The sequence below is a fragment of the Candidatus Zixiibacteriota bacterium genome (genome assembly GCA_036480375.1).
In the GTDB taxonomy this organism is placed as follows: Bacteria; Zixibacteria; MSB-5A5; order GN15; family JAAZOE01; genus JAZGGI01.
In genome coordinates this window covers 48,409-72,763 of the sequence record JAZGGI010000042.1, presented here as the reverse complement: position 1 = coordinate 72,763, position 24,355 = coordinate 48,409, and the positions used below count along the sequence as shown (strand labels likewise).

The following is a 24,355-nucleotide window of genomic DNA, read 5'->3' as shown; positions in this document are numbered from 1 at the left end:
ACTACTCCAAGAGATCGTTAGAGATTAATTTCGCCTCAGCCGGCATCCCCGGCGCCACGCCCTGCAAAACTTCGACTACCATCGTATCCCCGGTGGTCAAGCCCTGATTGATGATAACCTCATTGGTTTCTTTGCGAATGATTGAAACTTCGCGCAAATCCAACTTGCCCGAATTGACGAGATAAACATATTTCTCATTGTACAACGCTTTGCGGGGTACCAAAACAGCGTTATCAAATTGTATTCCCGGTATGTCGGCTCTTAAAAAAGCTCCGTTTAATATGGCCGCATTATCGCCGTTGTTAATTGAAATATATACGGGCACGGTTTGAGTACGCGAATCAATCGCGCTCCCGATTCGCAGTATTTTGCCCGTCCATTCACCCTCTATCTCGGATGAAGTAAATTTAATTGTGGCTTTTTTATCTATCTGGGTCAAATCCTGAATCCCGACAGTAACTTCAACTTCAAGATTTTCCAGATTAATAATTTCGCCCAATGATGAACCCGCCCTGACCGTGGATCCGATTCGTAAATCGGCCCGCGTGATCGAGCCGTCAAACGGCGCCCGAATATAATGTTTTTCCAGTCTAATTTCTAAATCCCTAACGGCGAAGTATAGTTTATAGACATTGAATCGAGACAGGAAGAGCTTTATTTTCTGGTTTGTAGTTTCCGGTAAATCTCCAAGGGATTTATCAAATTCGCAGAAATTGAAATAATCCTGCCAGACTTTGAATTCGTCCGGAAAATCAACTTTAATTTCGGGTAGTAACGAAGCCAAAGCGGTCAACAAATCGCTTTTGGTGCTATTCAGGTCAAGCCACGCTTGCCGGTCATCAATTTTCAATAACAGATCGCCGCGTTTGAAAGATTGAGCCGGTTGAAAAGGTGTGCCGCCTTCCATTATAGTCCCGGTTGCCTCGCTAAAAAGCTGCACCGGTTGCGAACTCGAAACCCGGCCGAAAGCGGTTATCGTGGCTGGAACGGTTCCGGTTTCAATAACTACCGATTCGACAATTTTTACTCTTGGCGACGATGATCTTTTAGGAGGATCTTCCTTCAGACCTATCAAAACAACCAGGGATATTATCCCCGCCGCCACGATTATTACAAACGTCAATATCTTCCCACCGGTACTCATTTATATTTTCCTTCCTTTAATCATTCGCCGTTCCCCTCAAATGTTAAAAATCCGTTAGTTTATTAACCCAAAATTTGTAAACAAAGTTCGTACCCTCGTTAAATCAATCATTGACCAAAAATAGTTGGAAGCACAACTATTTATCCAATTTCGAGAGGTTATTCATTATTATTTCAAGAACCTCTTTGCAAGCCATTAGCTGTTTCTTAGTGACCCCCTTCAAAGCCTCTTCATGTACCCAGTCGACAACCTCGATTAATTTGGGGCAGAGAGATTTTCCTTCATGGGTCAAATAAATCATATTCTGCCGGCGGTCGGTCTTATCCGGCACCCGCACCGCCAGATTGCGTTTTTCGAGGCCATCAATCATGCGCGTGGTGCTGGTTTTATTATTGTCGAGGATCTCCGAAATCTGCTGCTGATTCATTCCCTCGCGATGCCAGAGATTGCAAAGAACAATCAACTGCTCGGCGGTAACTTCGTATCCCTGCTTGATAAGTATCTTCTGGAGGCGATTGCGCATGTTTTTGCGAGTAATACCGATCATGCGGCCCAGAGCCTGATGAAATCTGTCCTTAGCGTCAAGCATAAAAAATCCAAATATGGTTGCGTATGCAACAGTTGCATATATAACAAATATTTTACGAAACGCAAGGAGTTTTTATTTAATTTACCTGAAAATATTTTTATGAATATCTCATATTCTTGCTTTACAACAATCCCTTTTGTCGTATTTTTGGTATAACCTGATATGAGAAATGAATCGATAAGAAAATTACTTTTTGTCTTATGCGCCGTTTTATATTTGGCGGTCCCGGGTTTCGCGGACGAGCCAAAATCAATGGAAGAAGCCAAGGCTCTTTCCAAACAGACCGGCAAACCGCTTCTTCTTGAATTTTATCGCGACGACTGAGAATACTGCGAACTGGCCGCTCGTGAAGCGGAAAGTGAAGCGGCGATGATGAACGCATTGAAAGGCGTTGTTCATTACTCAATGTGTGTGCAATACGGAGAGGGACTTGAACTATCCCCCCGCTATCATGTAGGAAGCACTTATCCGGTCTTTATTCTGGCCAATTATCTCGGTGAACCGATTCAACGCTGGACCGGTTTTTCAACCGCCCAGAGATTCGTCACTCAACTGAAATCATCAATGTCGGATTTAACATCAACTAATGAACGAGTAAAGCGCTTTGAAAAATCACCCTCGTTTCGGGACGCTTTAGTGCTTGCCAAATACCATTCCGATACAAGGCAATATTTAAAGGCAATTGAATATTACGAAAAAGTCCAAACTCTTGTTACCGGAAGAAGGCTCGATTATTCTTATCAGATTTTTACCAATACCGCCAACGCCGTCTGGTCCGATTCACTGTCGTTTGATACTTTGCTGAACGCCGCCAACTACGTTTTACAAAATCGCCAAAATGTCAATAACATCGTTCAGACCATAAAAATCCTCGGACGGGCGACTCGTAAAAAAGATAGAACCGAAGAGTTGGGAAGGTATTTAAGATTTGGCCTGGAAATTACGGCCAACTCCAAAGATAATAAACTCAAAAGCGCCCACACCGAATTCGCGATTGATACTATTTTATATGTCACCCGGGATACGTTGGCGGCTATCAGAGCCAGGGAATTCAGCATGGGCACAGGTTGGCAAAATGATCCCAAACGATTTTACCGTTACGCCGCCTGGTGTCTCGAACGGCAGATAAACTTAGCCAAAGCCGAAACGTACGCTCGCACTGCCGCCGACTGGGCAGAACCCGGGGCGTATAAGGCGATGGCTTATCATCAATTAGCCAGCATTCTCGATTTGCGAAAGAAATACGATCAGGCGGTCAGGATAATGAAACTGGCTGTCGAAGAAGAGCCTTCTCACGCCTATTATGCCAAAGAATTGCAGCGAATGAAAGATAATCTCGAAAACAGCTTGAAATAGAAATTCATTTTGCTCGCTTTTTCTCCACAAATCTTCCCTGAAATTTGGAAAATATTTGAACCTTTTTTAGGACTATATCGTCAATAAAGTAAACCAAAATCTGTGGAGTAATTGAGTATGCGTTTATTAATGAAGTTTTATGGATTTTGGGGGCTAGTTTTAATTTTATCTACAAGCACGATTGTGGCGGCTGATGATGATTATGAACCGGTTTTCCATCCAAAGATTCATATTTCCCGCGCGCCAGGGGAAATAAAAATCGATGGAGTAATAAATGATCCGGGCTGGAAAAATGCCGCCGTTGCCGATCATTTTGTCGAAAACGATCCGGGCGATCAGATAAAGCCGCCAGTCGATACCAAAGTGCTTGTCACTTATGATGATAAAAACCTGTACCTGGCTTTTTTCTGCTACGATAATCCGGAAGATGTTCGCGCTTCATATTGCGAACGCGACCGAATAAATTCCGACGATAATATTGGATTTTTCTTCGATACTTATGGTGAAGCGACCTGGTCATATATGTTTAATGTTAATCCTTACGGCTTTCAGTATGATGCCATCGGGGTTGACGGTTACGGAGAAGACGGAGGATTTGATCTTGTCTGGCAGTCGGAAGGACAAATAACCGATTCCGGATGGCAGGTGGAAGTCGCTATGCCTTTTTCCGGGTTGCGCTTTCCCAACATAGAAGAGCAGGAATGGCGGATAGAATTCTGGAGGCACTATTCGCGTGATAGTTATCACAGTATTTCCTGGGCCGCTTATGATCGAGATGAATCATGCTGGCGATGTAATTGGGGTACCATGACCGGAATTAAGAATATCGAACCGGGCAAAGGTGTTGAAATTCTGGCCTCTGCCATCGGATTTCAATCAGGTGCCTTAAATCAAATAAGTATTGACGATGATGGTAGTGATATTTTCCCTGATACACTAAGATTTCATAACGAGGATATGGACGGGGATGCGTCGTTGGGAATAAAATATGCTCCTTCTTCCAACTTTACTCTGGAAGCGGCAATCAATCCTGATTTCAGCCAGGTCGAAGCCGACGCCGATCAAATAGATGTCAATTCCACCACCGCTTTGTTTTTCCCGGAGAAAAGGCCTTTTTTCCAGGAAGGGATAGATATCTTTCGCAGTCAATTTAATGCGGTTTACACTCGAATGATCAATGATCCCTTTATCGCCGCCAAAGCCACAGTTCGTATCGGCCGCACCAGTATCGGCTACATGGGAGCTTTTGATGAAAAATCACCAGTTATGATCCCGTTCGATGAAAGTAGTTCACCCGTATTTAATGCCGATAGCAGTTTTACAAATATTATTCGCGTTCGGCAAACTTTCGGTGATAATTCACAAGTCGGTTTTCTGGCTACCGATCGTCGATTTAAGGGCGGAGGCTCAGGTTCCATTGCCAGTATCGACGGGAATATAAGAATTAACGGCAATTTTACTCTGCGAGGGCAGGTTATCGCTACGCGCACGAATGAGCCGGATGATGCGACAATTACGTTATTAGGCTCGGATCCGCAAATGAGTATTGACCCAGTATCTAACGATACTTCATATTATAATTATTATGAAGCAATTACCTTTGATGGTAAACATACACCTGCATTTGATGGCGAGTCTTTCACCGGGCACGGTCTAAGAGCCGCAATCAATTATAACGACCGTAATTTGAATATCCAAACAAGTTATTGGGAATTCAGCCCCACCTTTCGTCTTGATAATGGATTTGAGCCGCGCAACAATCGTCGTCAGGTTAATTTCAACAGCGGCTACCAACTGCGCTATGATGAGGGGATAATTGAAACAATTCGTCCCAGCATAATGTTAGGTCGCGTGTGGAACTTCGACGGGCAGATAAAAGACGAATGGGTGAACTTTTCCTGCGACCTTAGCCTGCGGAAATTACAAATTGGTTATCATCCGCTATTTATGCTCAGCCGCGAGAACTATGCCGGAATCCAGTTTGATGATATTTGGAATGTGCATAACTGTTTTAGTATTACGCCTTCCGGCAATTTTAGTCTGCATTGCAGTATTGATTACGGCCATCGAATCGCACGCGGGGCCAGGATAATGGGATATGAAACAACGGGAGGAGCGCTTATTGATTTCAGACCAACCAACCGCATTCGTATTGAAACCGACTTTAGATACACTCAAAGCCGAGCGGCCGATTCTACTGCCCGCTACAATAAGGATGATATGCTATTCAAGGGATTCCTGATGCGAAACAAATTGAGTGTTCAATATAATCGCGAATTATCAGTCCGTTTTGTAGTGCAATATAATGATTTCTCCAAAAGCTGGGACATTGATCCTCTGGTTACCTATCGGCTCACTCCCTTTTCGTTATTCTACATAGGTACAACTTATGATTTTATGAAATACTCAAATCTTAATAATGCGAAAGATATGATCCTTCCGGCATCGGAGACAGGACACGCCGGGACCAAACTTGGCTCCCGTCAATTTTTTATGAAGTTGCAGTATTTATTCCAACTCTAATATTGAACGGACATGGGATAGGCTCAATACCTAAAAGTTTTGAGCCTTTTTTAAACTAATATGCCTCTGGCTCGTCCTTAATATTTGAAATGTTGAGTTGAAAGAATCCCCTGGATTTTACAGCAATACATATATAAAGATAAAAACCGAGATTGGGAGGAATAGGGAGATGAGAGCAGTACCAAAGTTTGGCACCGGGGGCCATATCCTATCTATTTTGGCAACTGTCTTAGTTATTTCGTGTAATAATTTCGCGTGGGGGGATGAAGAATTTAAGCCGGTTTTTAACCCCACTATCAATATTTCCCGCGTTCAGGGAGAAATAAAAATCGACGGGAAATTGAACGATAGCGGTTGGAAAACGGCAACCACGACTGATAAATTTGTCGAGAATTATCCCGGCGACCAGATTAAACCGCCAGTTGAAACCAGAGTTTTTATTACTTATGACAATGATCGATTATATGTTGCTTTTCTCTGTTATGATAATCCAAAAGATATACGTACCTCGCTTCGTGAACGGGACATGATAAACACCGACGACAATGCTGTTATAATGCTCGACACATATGGCGATGGCATGATGGCATATTTCCTGAAAGTTAATCCCTATGGAATTCAGGGTGATGATCTCTGGTCGTTGAATTATGGTCAGGATGCAAGCTATGATTTAATCTGGGAATCGGCCGGTCAAATTACCGATTCGGGTTTCCAGGTGGAAATGGCTGTTCCATTTTCCAGCTTACGATTTCCCCGGCAAGAGAAACAAACCTGGCGGATTGATTTCTGGCGCAATCATAGGCGCGGAACAAGGCACAAAATTTCCTGGGCAGCCAGAGATCGAGACGATCCGTGCTTTGCTTGTCAATGGGGTTATTTAACCGGAATTGAAGGAGTTTCTCCCGGAAAAGGAATTGAAATTATTGCGGCGGTGACGGGCACTCAATCGGGCGAGCACGGGATTTATTCGACAGGTTACGATTCCCTGGGATTTCCTCTTATCGATTCTATGAAATTTGTTAACGATGATGTACTCGATGATTATTCTATAGGTATAAAGTACAATATTTCTTCGAATATAACGTCTGAAATTTTCATCAATCCTGATTATAGCCAGGTCGAGGCCGACGCCGACCAAATCGACGTCAATTCTACCACCGCTCTGTATTTCCCTGAAAAACGACCTTTCTTTCAGGAGGGAAGCGATCTGTTCAGGACTTCGTTTGATGTCGTTCATACGAGAATGATTAACGACCCCTTCATTGCCGCCAAGACAACTGCTCGTCTGGGAAAAACTTCGATTGCCTATCTTGCGGCAATGGATGAAAAGAGTCCTCTTATCATACCGTTTGAAGAATTCAGTTCGCCTGAATTACTGGCCGACACCAGCTTTTCCAATATCTTGCGCGTTAACCGTTCATTGGGCTCCAGCTCATATATTGGATTACTGTTAACAGATAGAAGGTTCAAGCAGGGCGGTTCCGGCACGGCAATTGCCGTTGATGGTATAAGCAGACTTACCAAGAATTTCCAATTTAAATATCAAGGAATCAAATCATTCACTAATGAACCAAATGATCCCCATATAACGAAGTTATCGTGGGAAAAATATCGCGATGATTTAATTTCCTCTCCTTACCATTATCAAACATTCACTTTTGATGATAAACACACTCCAGCCTTTGATGGTGAGAAATTCAGCGGGCACGCATTTTTGGGGGAGTTGAGATATAGTGCCCGCGATTTAACTATTAATGGGGATTATCGACAAACGAACCCAACGCTTAGATTTGAAAATGGATTTTTGACGAAGAATAATATGCGTCGTGCCACCATGGGGATTAATTATACTTACCGATTCGAGGGTGACTTACTTGAATATATGATGGCTTGGGTTGGCGCTGAAAAGCAATGGAACACTGATGGATTTGACAAATTTACTTCTTTTGAGGCAATGTATGAAGCGGTATTAAAAAAGGCCCAAATCCATTTCATGATTCAATACCGGAAAGGTAGCGAAAGATATTCTGGGATTGAATTTGACAATATCTGGAAAATCAGTTTTCACCATTTTAACATCCCAAGCGATCGATTTTCCTGTGGCGGATTATATGAAATATCCCGTCAGATTGCCCGGTCGGCTTTAACAATGGCTGATGCGAAGCGCGGTTGGCTTTGGGTTGATGTAAAACCGATTGACCGTCTCCTGATTGAAAGCAATATCAATTATACCAAGGCAGAGCACGCTGAAACAAAGAAAGAACTCTGGGATGGATATATCGTCAGATCAAAGATGAGCTTGAATTTCAATCGCGAGCTGTCTCTCCGATTCGTTACTCAATATAATGATTTCGTTAAAACCTGGGATTTTGATCCGTTACTCACTTATCGGTTGAGCCCATTTTCATTGTTCTATATAGGTTCGACTTATGATTATGACCGCCTCTATCTTGATACTGACAAAACAAAACTTATGAACCAGGGGGATTACGAGAAAAAGACGACGCGGCTCCGGTCAAGGCAATTTTTCATGAAACTGCAGTATATGTTTCAGATGTAACAAATTGAATTTGCGAACAATTGCATAACAATTCGATGTAAACTACTTTGATCTTGCGGGATTAAAATAAATCGTTATATTAATATTGTTGGGATAGAGAATCACTTCCGGCCAATCGTTTTAGGATCATCTCGATCCATATTTCTCGGGGGCAACAAAATAAAGGGGAAAGTTGGCAAAGGAGGATAATGTATGCGAATTATCACTACATCCATATTTGTTTTTTTGGTATTTTCGTTAATGCTATCCGTATCTTATGGCGATGATTTATATCGGATTCGCCTTTCGAGTGGTGCCGAAGCAAGATTTGTCGATTCACTTCAGGTTAAGCCGGTGGCTGTATTATTTCAAGGTTATTTGGTTCTGGCGGATGCGATTCAGGCCGATGAGTTGAGTACTGCCGGGATAGAAATAGAGGCAATAAAATCCAATGTCGACGTAAATCGCTTGGTAACCGGATTCTCACATGAGATAGTTGATAATAAATCCCTTGAATTAGTTTACAGCGAGGATTCATACAATCTTTATCAAATATTGGAATCAATTGATAAACAACCGCTTGCACAGCCGTTAGATTTGCAACCGCTCAATTCAGATGGCATTATATTTCAATATATTGCCCCTCGAGTTTTTGACAAGAATTATTATCAATTGCCTCAGGATTTGGAAATCGCGATGGACCGAATCAGTATGGATTCACTAATTTCTTATTCAGTAGTACTTGAAAGCTTCGATGGACGACAATCAAACACACCGCAAAATATTGCCGCCAGAAAATGGTTAAGGGGTAAATTCCAAGAGTTTGGTTATGATTCGACATATTATGACCACTTTACTAAAGGTTATCACTATTGGGATGGTATTGATTGCAATTATGGTATTGAAGTAACTGGTGCAAATGTGGTTGCAATAAAACCTGGCAATAAGTTTCCAAATCATCAAATAATAATAGGTGCTCATTTTGATACATATAATGGTTGGGCTGAGTGTATGGGGCAGCCCGGGGATATGAGCCCTGGTGCGGACGATAATGGTACTGGTGTTGCGGCCGTGTTGGAAATTTCCAGAGTTATAAGCGAGATTGAGACCGATTTATCAATAATCTTTGTGATGTTTGATGGCGAGGAAACAGTATTATTAGGCTCAGAACATTATGCCTTTAATGCATGGGCTTCCCGCCAAAATATTCAGTTTATGCTAAATATAGACATGATTGGTTACAGAGGAAGGTCTAATAATAGCGTAAAACTTTATCACGGAGATGATCTTTTCTTTGCAACCATGTGCGAGCATTTGGCTGATTCTCTGCTCGGATTTGGAGTGCATTTACTCGGTGGTCGATTACGTTCTGATACTTATTCATTTAAAAAACGGGGTTTTATCGCTAATTTTCTCCATGAGAACGGAAACAATTACTTATATCACTCAGCACACGATTCCATGATTTATGTTGATTTCGATTATGTAACGGATATAACCAAAATCGCATTGATTACAGTTTTGTCAGCCGACAAAGCGGTATCTCCCGGGCCTATGCTAAATGTAGAATATTGGGGAGGTCAGCCATCTGTATTTCCGGCCTTAGAGTCATCATCGATAACAGTGGCATTGGAAGGAGTAAATGGCGGCCTGGTTGATCCTCAGACAGCCGAATTTAATTATATCATAGATGAATCAGAACCATACACATCGTCATTAACGGAAGAATCGGGGGGTATTTATGTTGTACCAATACCCTCAGAGGCAGCCGGTTCAAAAATGAAATATTGTGTTAATGCCGAAGAAGAGCAAACGGGTCAGATGCTATGCGAAAATCCAGGATCTTATAAACAGGGCTATTTTTTATATTTTGATGAAATGTTATTTGAGGATAACTTCAATGAAGGTCAGGATTGGATAATTGAGGGGGATGCCGAGAATGGCCACTGGGAACGAGGGATTCCGGCAGGCGATGGGACCCACGGTGATCCTGTCGCGGATTATGATAATTCCGGATATTGCTTTGTGACTGGTAACAACCCTGGCGAATCCGATGTTGACGATGGAACGACATCGTTAATTTCCCCTTCATTTGATTTATCTGAATATTACGGTGAAGTCAGATACTCGGCCTGGCTTAGCAATGAGATTGACAGAAAGGATATGATCTTCGTATATGCCAGCGGAGATGACGGCGTATCGTGGGAGATAGTCGATACAATCGGTGACATCCACAATGAAGCGATTGGCGGTTGGCGGAATTATTCGTTTATTGTAAATAAATTTGTCGGAATGAGCCCTTCAGTTCGCATAAAATTTGACGTATCCGATATTTGGTCCGCGTCTAATGTTGAAGCGGGGATAGATGATTTTAAGATTTTACTATATGATTCTGACCCGCTTGAGATTGCAGAATATGATCTGGGTGAATGGACAAAGCATCGCCCCTATACAAATAAAATCACAGCAAGCGGAGGTGTGGGAGACTATTTCTGGTCAGAAGTGGGTAACAGTTTTACCTATAATGGTTTATTATTGGACTCAACCGGTATAATAACAGGAGCCCCGTTTAATAATCCCGCTGTAGCTCTTATTGCGGAGGTTGAGGACGAAGGCGGGAAGACCAGTCAAAAAACATTACACCTGATAGTTAACGAGCCCGTTGCCCTAAAAACATTTGAATTACCGGGAGGTATGATACATGAATACTATTCCGCGCAAATAATTGCTACCGGCGGAACGGGGGGATTAACATGGTCTGATAAATATGACGATCTGGACGGCACTCCACTAACATTAACTGAAACCGGATTATTATCCGGACTTATTAATGAGCCCAATACGTTTAGTTTTACGGTATATATTGAAGATACTACCGGAAGTACTCAGGAATGGACCTATGATTTTAATTTTAATTATATAAGAGGGGATGCCAATGGCGATAGAATGGTCAATGTTGGTGATGCTGTATTTCTAATCAATTTTGTATTCAAAGGTGGACCCGCACCGGACCCAATTGTGTTGGGCGATGCGTTTTGTGATAGCAACGTAAATATTGGCGATGCCGTTTATTTAATAAATCATATATTCAAAGACGGCCCAGGGCCTTGTTAGTGTATACTATAGATTAATAAGGTGTTTGCTATTTTATAAAGTATTGATTCATTTTAAGAATGCTGTAAAAAGCCGCCTTTGAAAAAAGGCAAGGTTATTATTCGTAATGTAAAGCAATAATCGGATCGACCCGCGACGCCCGCCAGGCCGGATACACCCCGGCCGTCATACCGGTCCCAACCGAAACTGCCAATCCCGCGATTGTCCAGATAAATGACAAGTGATAATGCCATCCCAGCGAAGCCGTAATTACCAGTCCCACCAGAGCTCCGAATAATATGCCGATCAATCCTCCGACGCCCGTTAGGGTCCCGGCTTCCACCAGGAACTGAAACAAAATATTTTTTCTTCTCGCACCGAGGGCTTTGCGAATGCCTATTTCGCGGGTTCTCTGGGTAACCGATATCAGCATAATATTCAATACTCCGATAACGCCGACCATTAATCCGACACAGGCCACGGCCACGGCAACCATGTGAATCGTTCCCATAATATTATTGACAGCATTTTTAAAGTATTCCTGAGTTCGAAAACCAAAATTATTCGGTTCTTCCGGGCGCAATCGGCGAACTCTTCGCAAAGCATTAATAACCTGATCCATCGCTTCGCCAAACATATCCCGTGAAATGGCGCTGGCCAGCAAATAAACCCGTTTTGTATTCGGATAAAATTGATCAAAGGTCGTCATCGGGATATAGATAAAGTCATTTTCGCTAATACCAAAGAAATCGTCGATTTCTTCCTGAACCCCGATGACGGTAAATGGATAACCGTTGACCTTGATTTCCTTTTCGATAGCGTCTTCGCGATGATCAAAAAGGGCGTCGGCCACGGCCGGACCGATAACGCATACTTTAGCCGCTCGACGCATATCATTATCGTCGATAAACCGGCCGTGAGACACATCACGATTGGTGACAATCGCCTGCTCCGGCCAGCACCCCCGGAAATCATCGGGCGACCTGATTTCGCGACCCATATATTTGGCGACATTGCGGAAAGCTTTCTTTTCAGGAGATACGGCCTTGATCAGAGGGCACATATCCCGAATGGCCAGAGCTTCATCCATTGTCATGTCTTTGCGCCGACGCTCTTCATCGGTCATATTATCAAAATCAGTATCATCACCCCACTTGGTAACGTAGATAACATTACTGCCGATTTTGTCAATCGAAGCCTCCGTGTATTTTATGAATCCTTCCATGATAGTATTGACAATAATGACCGCTCCGATCCCTATCATGACGCCAAGAATCGTCATTCCGGAGCGGAATTTGTTTGACCGCAGGGCATCAAAAGCCAACCGGATGCCTTCCTGAACCTCAGCCGGAATCTTCCATGTTTTACTCATAGGTCAAAGCCTTTATCGGATCAAGCCGAGCCGCTTTTCGGGCCGGATATATTCCAAAAAACAGCCCCACTCCGGTTGAAATTCCAAATCCCAGAACGATGGCCATCGTCGTCGGGGTGATAAATACATCCATCCAGTTGACCAACATGTATTGACCGGTTTTAATTCCGAGGAAAACGCCAATCAATCCTCCGATCAAAGATAATATGACGGCCTCATAGAGAAATTGTACCAGAATTTTATTTTGGCTGGCGCCAAGAGATTTTCGAATTCCAATTTCTCGGGTTCTTTCAGTCACCGAAACCATCATGATATTCATAATAACAATGCCGCCGATGACGATTGAAAGAAGTGGTAGAGAAATCATGATTACCCTCGAAGCTCGAGTGATATCATTAATAAAACTCAATAAGGACGTCGGCGAATAAATTTCAAAATCATCGGTATCAGCAAAAGGGACATGCCTGATAGCTCTTAAAGCCGAGCGAACCTGTTCCATCGCCACATCGCGTTTGTCCAGTGTAACGGCGCTGATCATCAGGCGCACTGGATTGCCCGGTTGTTTATAGATTTTTTGATGCGTCGAAAGGGGGATAACGATTTCTTCATCAAGACCCTGGACAATTTCCGAATCGAGTTTTTCCATCACGCCAATGACAATAAATTCTACATTTCCAATTTTGAATTTTTTCTCTATGGGATCAGATTCCTCAAACAACTTAGTGTAAATTTTATAGCCGATAACCGCGACATTCTTTTTGCGATATTCATCTTCCCAGTTGATATAACGCCCCATCAAAATATCATTGGAGCGCATTGCCAGGACATTGGGTGTTTCGCCTCTGATTTCGAGCCGTCTCATTTTTTGCGAGCCGTATTTGGCGCTTCGGTAAGCAAAGGCTTCGGCCCCGACATCTTCGCAGTCGGGGCAGGCTTCTTTGACGGGGGTAATCAGTCCCCGAGTGATTTTCTTGCGTTTGAGCATTTTTACATAATCGGCCCAGTTGTAATTGAAACCGAATCGACTGACTATAAATGCCCTCGGACCCAATGATTCGAAAGTGTCTTCAATCTGTGCCTGCCATCCCTCAACTAAAGACACAACGGCAATCACCGAAGTCACACCCATGATCATTCCCAGAACAGTCAAACCTGAGCGAAGACGATTGGCCCATAGTGCGGAAACGGCTTCACCAATAATTGAAATTAAAATCCTCATGTTGTCAGGCTCCGCCTATAATTGGCTTTCTTCTTTGATCCGATCCAATGAAGTTTCATCGATTTTTACATTTTCCTCATGCCCTAATTTTCGGAGTGTTTGATATGAACCGGATACGACTGTGTCGCCGGGAGTAACTCCGGATAATACGGCGATATGACGATCATCGGCAATACCGGTCGCGGTTTCGACAAATTTAGTCTTGCTATTATTAATAATAAAAACGCCGGAACACGTTATTTTATCCCTTTTCCTATTGCCCGGTTTATAATTAGAAGCCTCTTCATCTTGCTCGCCCGGTTCAGGGTTTTCAGAATTCATTGAAGCCGGGAACTCTTCAAGAATCCGCTTTAACGTATCGGGATGAAATTCTCGCGTTACAACCGCGGCATACGGGATCAAAACAGCTTCGGATGTGAAATCGGTGGTAATATCGACCGTCGCCGACATTCCCGGTTTGATATTTCCAATCATTTCATCAAAACGTACTTTGACCTGGAAATTGGTTGAATAATCCTCGGTGCCTTCGCCGGTTATCATAGCGCTATTTCCAATTTCGACCACCGAACCCACAAATGATGTATCCCGATAGGCGTCAATTCTTATTTCCGCTTCCTGCCCGATAAATATTTTGCTTACTTCGGTCTCATCAACGCTGACTTCCACTTCAAACACCGATAAATCGGATATGGTTATCAGTCTCTTGCCCTGGGTATATGACGTCTGAGCCTGTGCGATTTCTCCCACCTCAACGTTCAAATAAGTAACAATTCCCGACATCGGTGCCGAGATTACGGTTTTAGCCAGATTATCCGCGGCTTTTTCCACTCGCGAACGGGCAATTTTCACCTGAGCCTGCATCGCTTCATAATTCGCCTTTGAATTCTCATAAGCAAAAGTTGCCTCGGAATAATCGGTTTCCGAAATAAGCTGTCGATTGAAAAGGCGGGACTGGCGTTCATAGTCATTTTTATTTTTTTCATACAGAGCGCGAGCCGCTTCCGTACGGGCAGCCATTTCGTCGTAGGCGAATTGAGCCTGCAACATATCGGCCCGCAATTGGACTGTGTCGAGTAGGATTAGCCGATCGCCTTTTGAAACCTGAGCTCCTTCATTTACGAATACACCGATAATTTCGGCCGACACTTCGGCCGTGATTTCAACTTTTGTCTGGGGCTGAATTCTGCCTGCTGCCGTCACGATTTCCGAAATATCATCAATAAAAGCCAGGTCGGCCTGAACCAATGTTCCTTCATCGCCATTGGTCGTAGAACCGATAATCACCGCCACAATAACCACCAGTATGGCGACCAGGAATAAGTACCTTTTAGTTTTTTTCCGCATAGACATAAGTTATACCTGCCATCTTAAATTACCTGGTACCGCCGAATCGGCGGAGATTTTATGAGAAGAATCCGACCATTCGAAAGTTATTATATTAGACCAAGATCGGATTCAATTGTTGCAGATATTAATAAAAAATTATGGGCAGGCTGGGCACGGCGCCGGACATGCTTTGAAAACATGATTGATTAAAAAAACGGCGTCGCTGACGTTAATGGTTTTATCACCATTGGCATCACCACATTGATGGCCGAAGAAATTCAGGATAGATAACATTGCGTCTTCTCGATTAAGCTTACATCAGCGGCAGTAATTTGGTCAGGATTGGTTTGATTATTAGCTCCTCCAGTGCCAAAGATGACGACCGTAACGGTATCCCCAAAGATCCGGTTATTCGAACCACCCCAAATCGGCAGATAATTGGATGATATATATTCTGACTTCAAATAATTGCGCAGAAAAATAGGATATTGACTATGTAATTGTGCCGCAATCCCCTAGCCGGATAGGAATAGGTTCCCCCATTATCTAAAACAGACTGAATTGCGGAAATTTCAAACACATTCAAAGGCTCAGCTCTGTTATCTCCCGTGAACCACTACAAATCCGTCGGGGGCGATTTCATAATATCGACCAATCCATAACATATCTTCATAACCTGCGATTTCGGGATTTGTTACTCCTGCTCAGCCTCCGCTATTATTTACAATTAAGGACAACCAATTCTGATATACATTATCCATTCCTTTTGAAGCAGGAACGGCACATTTTACCATTCAAGGAATGAGTTTTAAGATGAGACATAAGGCGGCAACGATTATTGATTTCCGCGCATTTTTCAGTCTGCGTTCTAAAATGATAGCCTTGTCTATCGTTGATTAGAATATAGTATATTTGACCGCCACGACAAATTATTTCTAACAATGAAATACAGGGATAAGAATTTTGTAATTTTGGAATGAATTGATATATAATTAAAGGATTCATTCAATCACACAGGATAAGCGACACGCCTCTCAAACATTCAAAATAGGCCATCAGCATCAATTCTTAATACGTATAGAATATGGAAATTGAATAGATGTATGCTACCTGCCTCCGCCGCCTAAATGCCCTTCTATACAGATCCGTTATGCGGCGTATGAAATTTACAAATGGGTCTGATGGCCTGAAATCAAAGGAATAGATGATTGCGATTAATCATCTTAACATGGATGGAAAAAACCGAAAAAATCAATAAGTGTCGCAGGAAAAGAACTTCAATCTTACCTGTGTAAACATATTTTCACTCACGCCAGATATTGTGATAGTTCTGCCCATCGTTTGATTGTTATATAATTCACTTCTACAGACCATCTCATTCCTTTGAAAATTCGCGACCCGTGAACTTTTTAGTGAGGTTTGTCTTTGAGTTTATCAGAATTGCTGAGAATTTTGAGCCTCAGGATGGGTCGGGATATAACGTGCTTTCAAAGCGATTTATAGAAGTGAAAAATGTTTAATAAAAAACTTGGAAAAAATTTATTTTTTGTTGACACCTTTACGGTTAGTGTATGATTTTCCCATTGGGTAGTTATATGAAAAAAAGGACATGGAAAGTCTTCTATCATGGATGAGAATTACATAATGTTTTTTATAAGCAAATATAACCAAAAAACCGCAAAGGATTGAAGGGAGGGATGTATCGAAAATTTATTGTTAAAGAACTTTCTTGGAAAAGTATTCATAATCTATACCAATGACAAAGGAGGAGTTTAAAAGCATGAAGCCAAAAGTTTTTATCGTAGTGTGTTTTATAGCATGCTTAATGGCGGCTCCTATTTGGGCGGGTGTTACCGGTGCCATAACCGGCACGGTGGTTGACTCCCAGACCAAGGAACCGTTGCCCGGTGTTTCGGTTAGTATTGCCGGAACAACAATGGGGGCAAAAACCGATCTGGAGGGGCGTTATATTGTTTTGAACGTCGCGGTCGGAGCATACACTCTTGTTTTTAGTTCCGTAGGTTATTCTCGGGTGGAGGTTTCCAACGTGAGAGTTTCCGCTGACCTGGCGACATTCCAAAATCGGGAAATGGATCAGGAGACGACGGAAACCGGACGAGTGATTACCGTTACCGCGGAACGTCCTATGGTAATTAAAGACCGAACAACATCGGTCAGCATCATTGACCGCGAAGAACTACTTGCCTTGCCGACCCGCGGTTTTGAGCAAATTGTTGGCATTCAAAATAGTGTTGTTCGCATGAACTCAAACGTTGATACCCGTCAAAGGAGTAATCGAGAATCATCCTCGGCGACAGCTCCAGAGATTAACCTTCGCGGCGGACGGCCTTCAGAAGTCGCCTATTATGTTGATGGTTTTTCACAACAGGATCCATTAACCGGAATTTCATCAGCCAACATCAACAATAACGCGATTAAGGAAGTCTCGGTTACTTCGGGAGCTTTTTCGGCCGAATATGGACATGTCGCTTCCGGTATTGTACAGGTTGTGACTAATTCCGGGACCGAGGAATACAAGGGAAATATCGAAGTGGTCAGTGATAATATTGCGACTCCCTTTGGCTATGACAGCTATGATCATAACTGGTATTCAGGAGATATCGGAGGACCTATACCCGGCGTGGAAAACGCCTATTTCTTCTTCTCCGGGGAGAGGCGGTTCTTGAGAGACCGCACTCCATCGGTACGGACAAAAGAAGTATACGAGGAATTTGGATTAGATGAATTCTTTGATGATCCGCAACGTCTACCAAATAACCATGTCTCGGGCTGGTCATATCAGGGCAAAATCGATTGGGATTTAACGTCTAATCTGAAATTGATGTTGAACGGAAACGGCTCCATCGATAAATGGCAGGAATATCTCCATTATTATATGAATCCATCGTTCCCCGATCAGGTTAAACACTCGACCAAGTATGATGATCGCAACCAGGGTATAAATCTTAAGATTACCCATACCTTAAGCCCTGAGACATTCTATAATCTTAGCGCATCATACTTCCGCACCGAACGCCATCGCGGAGATGGAATCCTCTTTGATAATTATCGTGCCTATTATCGGACGATTGATTTTATGCTGGCCGATACTATGCGATCACTTGAATTACCCAATCCCGAATATGATGTCCATAATCTATTTAGGGAGGGCGATTCGGCCTTTGTCGGAGATTACTTTACAGATTATGCCGATACCGATGCCGATACATTGATTGGCTATTTTGAATCATTCTGGCCCAATTTCATGCGCCGTAAATCAATCTACTGGCAAGGTAAGGGTGATCTGACTCATCAGGCTGGAACCTATCATACTCTCAAGATTGGTTTTGAATTCCAGCGCCATACTATCAGTCGCTTTGAGAGTCTGAACGCAACTCAGGATCAGGACAGCGCGAAAGCAGTTGAAAGAGTAAATCGATATGGTTATGATTTGGATGCGCAGCTGGCTGACATTGACGGCTTCATGAATAATACTAAGCATCCGATTAACCTCGGACTGTATATCCAGGATCGTTTTGACTGGCGGGGCTTTATAGTTAACGCCGGTATTCGATTCGATTATTTTGATTACAAAGGCCTCTGGGTGAAAAATCCCGAACGGCCGTTTGATCCGGATACCACAGATATACATGAAGTAGATGAATCGGATCTGGAAGCATCCAAAAAATTCAAACGCCTCTCACCGAGATTAGGAATTTCATTCCCAGTCTCCGATGAAACGCAATTATATATCAATTACGGGCAAATGTATCAACGCCCCGATTTGGTTAAACTTTATTCCGGTTATGATTTCATGAACCAGAGAGTAACGGCAGGTTCGTACTACCCATTCCCGAATCCGGGTTTGGAGCCTGAAAAAACAATCCAGTATGAATTTGGTCTGACAAATCAGTTGAGTGATAATATGGTTTTCGGAATTGCGGCCTATTATAAGGACGTTACCGGATTAACTCAGATTTTCCATCAGACCCCGGGTGTACCGCGTGTATATGATTTCTACGGTAATACCGACTTTGGAACAATCAAAGGTTTTGATTTTAGTCTGACTATGAGACGAACTCGCAATATGAGTTTCAGTCTCAAATACACTCTCAGTTATGCTACCGGAACCGGTTCCTATACCGACGCGACCAACAACGTGGCATGGAAAAGCCCGGATAGTTTCCCCAAACAGACTCAACCTCTTGATTATGATCAACGCCACAGCGTAATCGGAATATTTGATATACGCACAACCAAGGGCGAAGGTCCCAAATTGGGTGACACTTATATTCTGGAAAACTTTGGATTTAATACCATCGTTCAAATTGCCAGCGGAACCCCATATACTCCGATGTTGCCTTATGACGGCGTCAGTGTTAATACTGCCGTATGGCAGGAGCCGACCGGGCCTGTAAATTCGGCTAATCTTCCATGGACGTATGTTATTGACCTGAAAGCTGATCGTTCAATTGATTTAGGCAATTTTAAGCTGGTCCCCTATATTTGGGTCAAGAATCTTCTTAATACCGAAAATCCAACGAACGTTTATGAAGGTACAGGCAAAGCCGATGTTTCGGGTTATCTGGAAACTCCGGCAGGTCAGACTCGGGTCGATAACGCTAGTGTAGGCTCTACTGACCGGTCTTTTGGCGAAGAATTCGAATATCGATATAAACTGGGCCAGAATAATCCTAAAAACTATTCCAATCCCAGGATAGTATATTTTGGTTTAAGGTTGTCATTCTAAGAAGAAGAGGATGAATAAAATGAAAATAAAACTTCTAGTCTTTTTGCTGGTAATCCTTTTCGCGGTGCCTGTCATGGCATTGCCACCCAAAGGATATATCAGTGATAAAGCAGCGGTAACCGATAATACGACATTTATCGACGCCAACCGTATATTGATGTTTGTCACCAATCACGGGAATTTTGGCAGAGATTTATCCGGTTACTTCGGCTATGATTATGGAACATTTTTCCCGTATGCCGGTGATCCGGCTCCAATCTCGGCCGGCGATGATCTTGCCATAAGATCGCCATATTATGCTGGCGGTCTTTGGGTTGGAGGGGAGGTAAACGGCCAAAGACGTGGTGCTTTATCGGAATATGGTAGTGAATACGTTCCCGGTCCGATGATTGGTACTACATTTTCGCCAGACTCACCAGATTTCAGGGTTTTGAAACTTTATCGCGATTCCCTGGCCGGAAACCCAAATCAGGATTATTTGGACTATCTTGACAACGCGGTTGCCTGGGGCGCTCCAATAATGCTTGATACTTTGGGCGAACCCATTCTGGACGCCGATAATAAGCTACAGCCGGAAATGTTGGGCGATCAAATGTGTTGGGCCATTTACAACGACGCCGACCCCGATAAACGCGGCGATGTTGACGGCGGGACAACTGCTCCTTTGGGCCTTGAAGTCAAGCAGACCGTTTTTGCTTTTGACCGCCAAGGATCTCTGGGGAATATTGTTATTTTGAAATTCCAGATATTCAATAAAGGCGGCAATACTATCAATGATTGTTATTTCTCGATATGGTCCGACCCTGATTTGGGCGGTGCCGGAGATGACTTAGTAGGGTGTGATACTCTGATAGGTCTCGGATTTGTTTACAATGTCGATGATAACGATACTTTTTATGATGATGTGCCTTGTCTCGGTATTGACTTTTTCCAGGGACCGCTCCGAGCCGCTACTCAAGCGGAAATCGATGCTGCGGATCCGGCCGATACCACAGAAGACGGTGAGCTGATTTTGGGAAGAATGTGGGGAAAAACCTATCCCGACTCTGTAAATTACGGGATGGGATCATTCTTCAAATACATCAACGGTACCGATCCGGATAACTTCACCGAAACCTACGCATTTATGCAAGGTTTGGATGGTAAGACCGGTAACCCTTATAATTATAATGGTGTTGATCTTAAGTATATGCATTCAGGTGATCCGGTAGCGGATGTGGGTGACCTTGATATCAATCCCGCCGACCGGCGTTGGATGCAGACAACCGGACCGGTTACTTTCGCTCCGGGCGACTCGACCGAAATTTTGGCTGCCATAATCGTAGGGTTGGGCACTGACAGGTTGACCTCAATTACTCTCGTGAAGGAATTGGATATATTCGCACAGAGATTATATGAATCAGGGTTCAATCCTCCAAAACCCCCGGCTGCCCCAGTAGTGAATGTAGCCCAATTGCCGGGGGAAATAATCTTCACATGGGGTGATACTTCCGAAGTTGATCCCGGCGATTTTGAATACGAAGGTTATTCTTTCTGGCAGGGTGAAACAGCCGCTGGCCCCTGGACCTTATTGAATACATGGGACGTGGTAAATGCTCGAGACAATGCCCTTGTCGATTCGCTAAGAGATCCCATTACCGGTTTAATTGTTGGAGATCCCAAACGCGACCTGAGTAATTCAAGACTGGCTTATAGTCGTACTGTCACGCAAGACAGGATAAATGGGGGTTTACTTAACGACGTTACGGAATATTTCTTCCGCGTTACGGCGTTTTCGTTTAGCTATATTTTTGACGATCAGCCGGTTCCTAATCAGGACCGTTTCCTCGAAAGCCAAACGGTATTGCGTGTCTTCCCGCAATCACCGACAGCAGGAACATTGTTTGGCGCCGAAGGTAACGATACTCTCGAGGTAACTCATACCGGCGGGGGTGACGGCAGCGTATTGCCGATTGTTACCGATCCTTGGCTACTAACAGGTGATACTTATGAAGTAACCTTTGAAGACGATGCCCTGTTGGGTGAGACCGTATGGCATTTAGTCAATGTTACTACCGGCGATACTTTGCAAATGGGACAGTTGAATCAAACCGGTGATCATTTTTATCTCCCGGTTGAGGGTATGTTGATTAAAGTTCTCGGCCCAACTCCTGGCGTAAAACCGGGTAGTGCGGGTTGGGAAATTCCAAATGGTACTCGCCGATTTACTTGGGCAAGTGCAGACTTCGGCTTTGAAGGTTTCGGAGGAGCTCTCGGTTGGGCTGGTCCGGGCGATGTGTGGGGAGGTCACGATCCGGTCGATCCTTCAACTATACCGGCTGTACTTCTCAAGTTGGCGGCCGTTGATGAGAACGGCGTCTTCGATCCAGCGGATGAAAATGTATCATATGCATACAGATATGGCCGTGGCTTTGGTGATCCACCGGCACTGCCTGAATTTGCGCCATTTATGATTAACGGCGGCAGTTACGGTTTTCAGGATTTTGAAAAGAGCTGTCCACTTTCTGCCTGGAATATGGATGTGGATCCTCCGGAAAGATTAGCGGTCGGATATCTGGAAAACAATGCCGCATTAGCTGTTCTGGATGGAAAGTATTGGCCCAGAGATCACAATCAATATGGCATAGGTGGTCCGGCAGAAGGTTCAAGTAATATTGATGGTGGTGGTCCTCGTGAATGGCTCTGGATTTTCAATGCCCCATATTCCGAAACTCCGGTTGCGGAATATCAATTAAACGCCATCGATGATCCGATGCCGATAATGTACTGGGCGACTTGGAACAGGCATGGTACTTCAGGTCTGGTTTTTGAGGATGGAGATGAATTTTTGATTATTCCTGCCCGAGTAAATACACCAAGCGATGTTTTTACTTTTACCTCTCTGGTAACGACCGTAGCCAAATCCGAATCAGCTCTGGATGATATTAAGGCGGTTCCGAATCCATTCTATCTCTTCGGTGGTTATGATCCGTCACCGGGCATCAAGCAGATTGCCTTCCATCATCTGCCGGGCGCCTGCACTATAAAGATATTTAATCTCGGTGGTGATCTGCTTCGTACTATTGATAAGGATGACCCATCGACGGCTATAGCTTACTGGGATGTCTTAACCGAAAATAATCTCCCGGTTGCCTCCGGTATTTATATCTATGTTGTTGAAGCCGAAGGTTATGGCACAAAGATTGGCAAAATGGCGGTCTTTGTTGAAGCCGAAGTATTGAAGATATATTAAACAAGGAGGATGATAGAAAGATGAACAATAAATACCTAATTATGTTTTTGATTCTCCTTGTTGTGAGCCTTAATACGGCTTACGCAGGGAACGTACTGCGTTTGGGCAGTGCCGGTGGGCAGGAACTTCGTCTTCCGGTTGGCTCTCGCGGCACGGCCTTGGGCGGTGCAGTCGTGGCTGACGCAACCGGGGTTGAATCAATATTCTGGAATCCTGCCGGTCTGGCCTTTACCACACGTACTGAGGCTATGTTTAGCCATCAGCCATATTTGGCCGATATTGATGTCAATTTCGCCGGTGTGGTTACCCGCATTGAAGATTTTGGAACGATCGGCGTCGCCGCCAAGATTGTTTCAATCGGCGACATAGAAGAAACTACCGAGGACTATTCGGACGGCACCGGACGAGTATTTTCACCGACTCTGTCGGTAATTTCACTCTCCTACGCGCGTATCCTGACTTCGAATGTATCCTTCGGATTTACGACCATGTTTGTCAACGAAAAGATATTCGAAGTTTCGGCTTCCGGTTTAGCTTTCGATGTCGGTGTCGTTTTTGACCCCAACTGGAATGGCCTCAAGCTGGGCATGGTGATTAAGAATTACGGACCCGAAATGGAATTCGGCGGTCGCGGATTCGATCGTTCCCTTGACGGTGACCGTCCAGCCCGTCCGGTTGTCGCTTCCTTCGACCTGCCAAGCTCCATCAACTTCGGAGCATCATATCGCTTCTTTGACCAGGAAAAGAGCATGGCTTCTTTGAATGGAAATTTCCGTTCCAATAACTACTCCCAGGATGTCTGGCAGGGTGGTATGGAATATGTCTTTGACGAGAAGTATTCCTTGAGAGCGGGTTATAATTACGCCGATCAGGATGATTACATATATGGTTTCTCAGCCGGAGGCGGACTGATGTTCGACCTGGGCGGAAACACCATGAGCTTTGAATACGCATGGGCTGAAACCGGTGATATATTCGATGCCAATCAATATTTCACCCTAAAGTTCCTATTCTAAGCGAGTTTTACTTGAATTAAAGCCGGGTATTGTAATAAATACCCGGCTTTTTTGTATCATAATTTAAAAATTAACCCGGCAGAACAGGTCCACCGGGCTAATTCACACTTCTGTCGAATTCAACAAAAGTTACAGCCCCAAGCTCCCCTTAACGTTAGCCCCGTGTGTTCCCTGGGTAATAAATACTACGCCCTTG

Annotated in this window: 13 protein-coding genes; 8 read left to right on the top strand and 5 right to left on the bottom strand. The window is 43.7% G+C overall.

Translation table 11 applies throughout. The annotated features are described in order from the left end of the window. Position 1: 1 nt before the first annotated feature. Together V3V99_12880 and V3V99_12875 are read right to left on the bottom strand one after the other, a co-directional pair. Complete coding sequence (locus V3V99_12880; protein MEE9443551.1) at positions 2–1,144, bottom strand: efflux RND transporter periplasmic adaptor subunit; 1,143 nt, start codon at positions 1,142–1,144, stop codon at positions 2–4. Between the two features lie 136 nt (positions 1,145–1,280). Further along, on the bottom strand, positions 1,281–1,733 hold the full coding sequence (locus tag V3V99_12875) for a MarR family transcriptional regulator (protein MEE9443550.1): 453 nt from the start codon (positions 1,731–1,733) through the stop codon (positions 1,281–1,283). A 162-nt stretch (positions 1,734–1,895) separates the two neighbouring features. On the opposite strand from V3V99_12875, the gene V3V99_12870 reads away from it, so the two are divergent. The 5 genes from V3V99_12870 to V3V99_12850 all read left to right on the top strand — a co-directional run bounded on the left by V3V99_12870 (position 1,896) and on the right by V3V99_12850 (position 11,265). Then, positions 1,896–2,057, top strand: a complete 162-nt coding sequence (locus tag V3V99_12870) for a hypothetical protein (GenBank protein ID MEE9443549.1) — start codon at positions 1,896–1,898, stop codon at positions 2,055–2,057. 45 nt (positions 2,058–2,102) lie between these two features. Further along, a complete protein-coding gene (locus V3V99_12865) occupies positions 2,103–3,089 on the top strand; it encodes a hypothetical protein (protein MEE9443548.1) in 987 nt (328 codons plus the stop codon). A 117-nt stretch (positions 3,090–3,206) separates the two neighbouring features. Then, complete coding sequence (locus V3V99_12860) at positions 3,207–5,612, top strand: DUF5916 domain-containing protein (GenBank protein ID MEE9443547.1); 2,406 nt, start codon at positions 3,207–3,209, stop codon at positions 5,610–5,612. 169 nt (positions 5,613–5,781) lie between these two features. After that, complete coding sequence (locus tag V3V99_12855) at positions 5,782–8,172, top strand: carbohydrate binding family 9 domain-containing protein (protein ID MEE9443546.1); 2,391 nt, start codon at positions 5,782–5,784, stop codon at positions 8,170–8,172. A 192-nt stretch (positions 8,173–8,364) separates the two neighbouring features. Continuing rightward, the gene (locus tag V3V99_12850) at positions 8,365–11,265 is read left to right on the top strand and encodes a M28 family peptidase (protein ID MEE9443545.1); all 2,901 of its coding nucleotides are present in this window, start codon (positions 8,365–8,367) and stop codon (positions 11,263–11,265) included. A 97-nt stretch (positions 11,266–11,362) separates the two neighbouring features. On the opposite strand, the gene V3V99_12845 is transcribed toward V3V99_12850, so the two are convergent. From V3V99_12845 to V3V99_12835, 3 genes are read right to left on the bottom strand one after another with little or no spacing between them, the layout of a single operon-like run. After that, entirely contained in the window at positions 11,363–12,616 is a 1,254-nt protein-coding gene (locus V3V99_12845) for an ABC transporter permease (protein MEE9443544.1), read from the bottom strand. Continuing rightward, positions 12,609–13,835 carry an ABC transporter permease gene (locus tag V3V99_12840; GenBank protein ID MEE9443543.1) on the bottom strand — a complete coding sequence of 409 codons (1,227 nt, stop codon included), beginning with the start codon at positions 13,833–13,835 and terminating at the stop codon, positions 12,609–12,611. The genes V3V99_12845 and V3V99_12840 overlap by 8 nt, the downstream gene beginning before the upstream one ends. A 15-nt stretch (positions 13,836–13,850) precedes the next feature. Further along, entirely contained in the window at positions 13,851–15,179 is a 1,329-nt protein-coding gene (locus V3V99_12835; protein MEE9443542.1) for an efflux RND transporter periplasmic adaptor subunit, read from the bottom strand. A 1,762-nt stretch (positions 15,180–16,941) separates the two neighbouring features. Here V3V99_12835 and V3V99_12830 point away from each other — a divergent pair. The 3 genes from V3V99_12830 to V3V99_12820 are packed head-to-tail and all read left to right on the top strand — an operon-like array spanning position 16,942 to position 24,159. Continuing rightward, entirely contained in the window at positions 16,942–19,911 is a 2,970-nt protein-coding gene (locus V3V99_12830) for a TonB-dependent receptor (GenBank protein ID MEE9443541.1), read from the top strand. 19 nt (positions 19,912–19,930) lie between these two features. Then, entirely contained in the window at positions 19,931–23,143 is a 3,213-nt protein-coding gene (locus V3V99_12825; GenBank protein MEE9443540.1) for a hypothetical protein, read from the top strand. Between the two features lie 20 nt (positions 23,144–23,163). Then, a complete protein-coding gene (locus V3V99_12820; protein MEE9443539.1) occupies positions 23,164–24,159 on the top strand; it encodes a PorV/PorQ family protein in 996 nt (331 codons plus the stop codon). Positions 24,160–24,355: the final 196 nt, after the last annotated feature.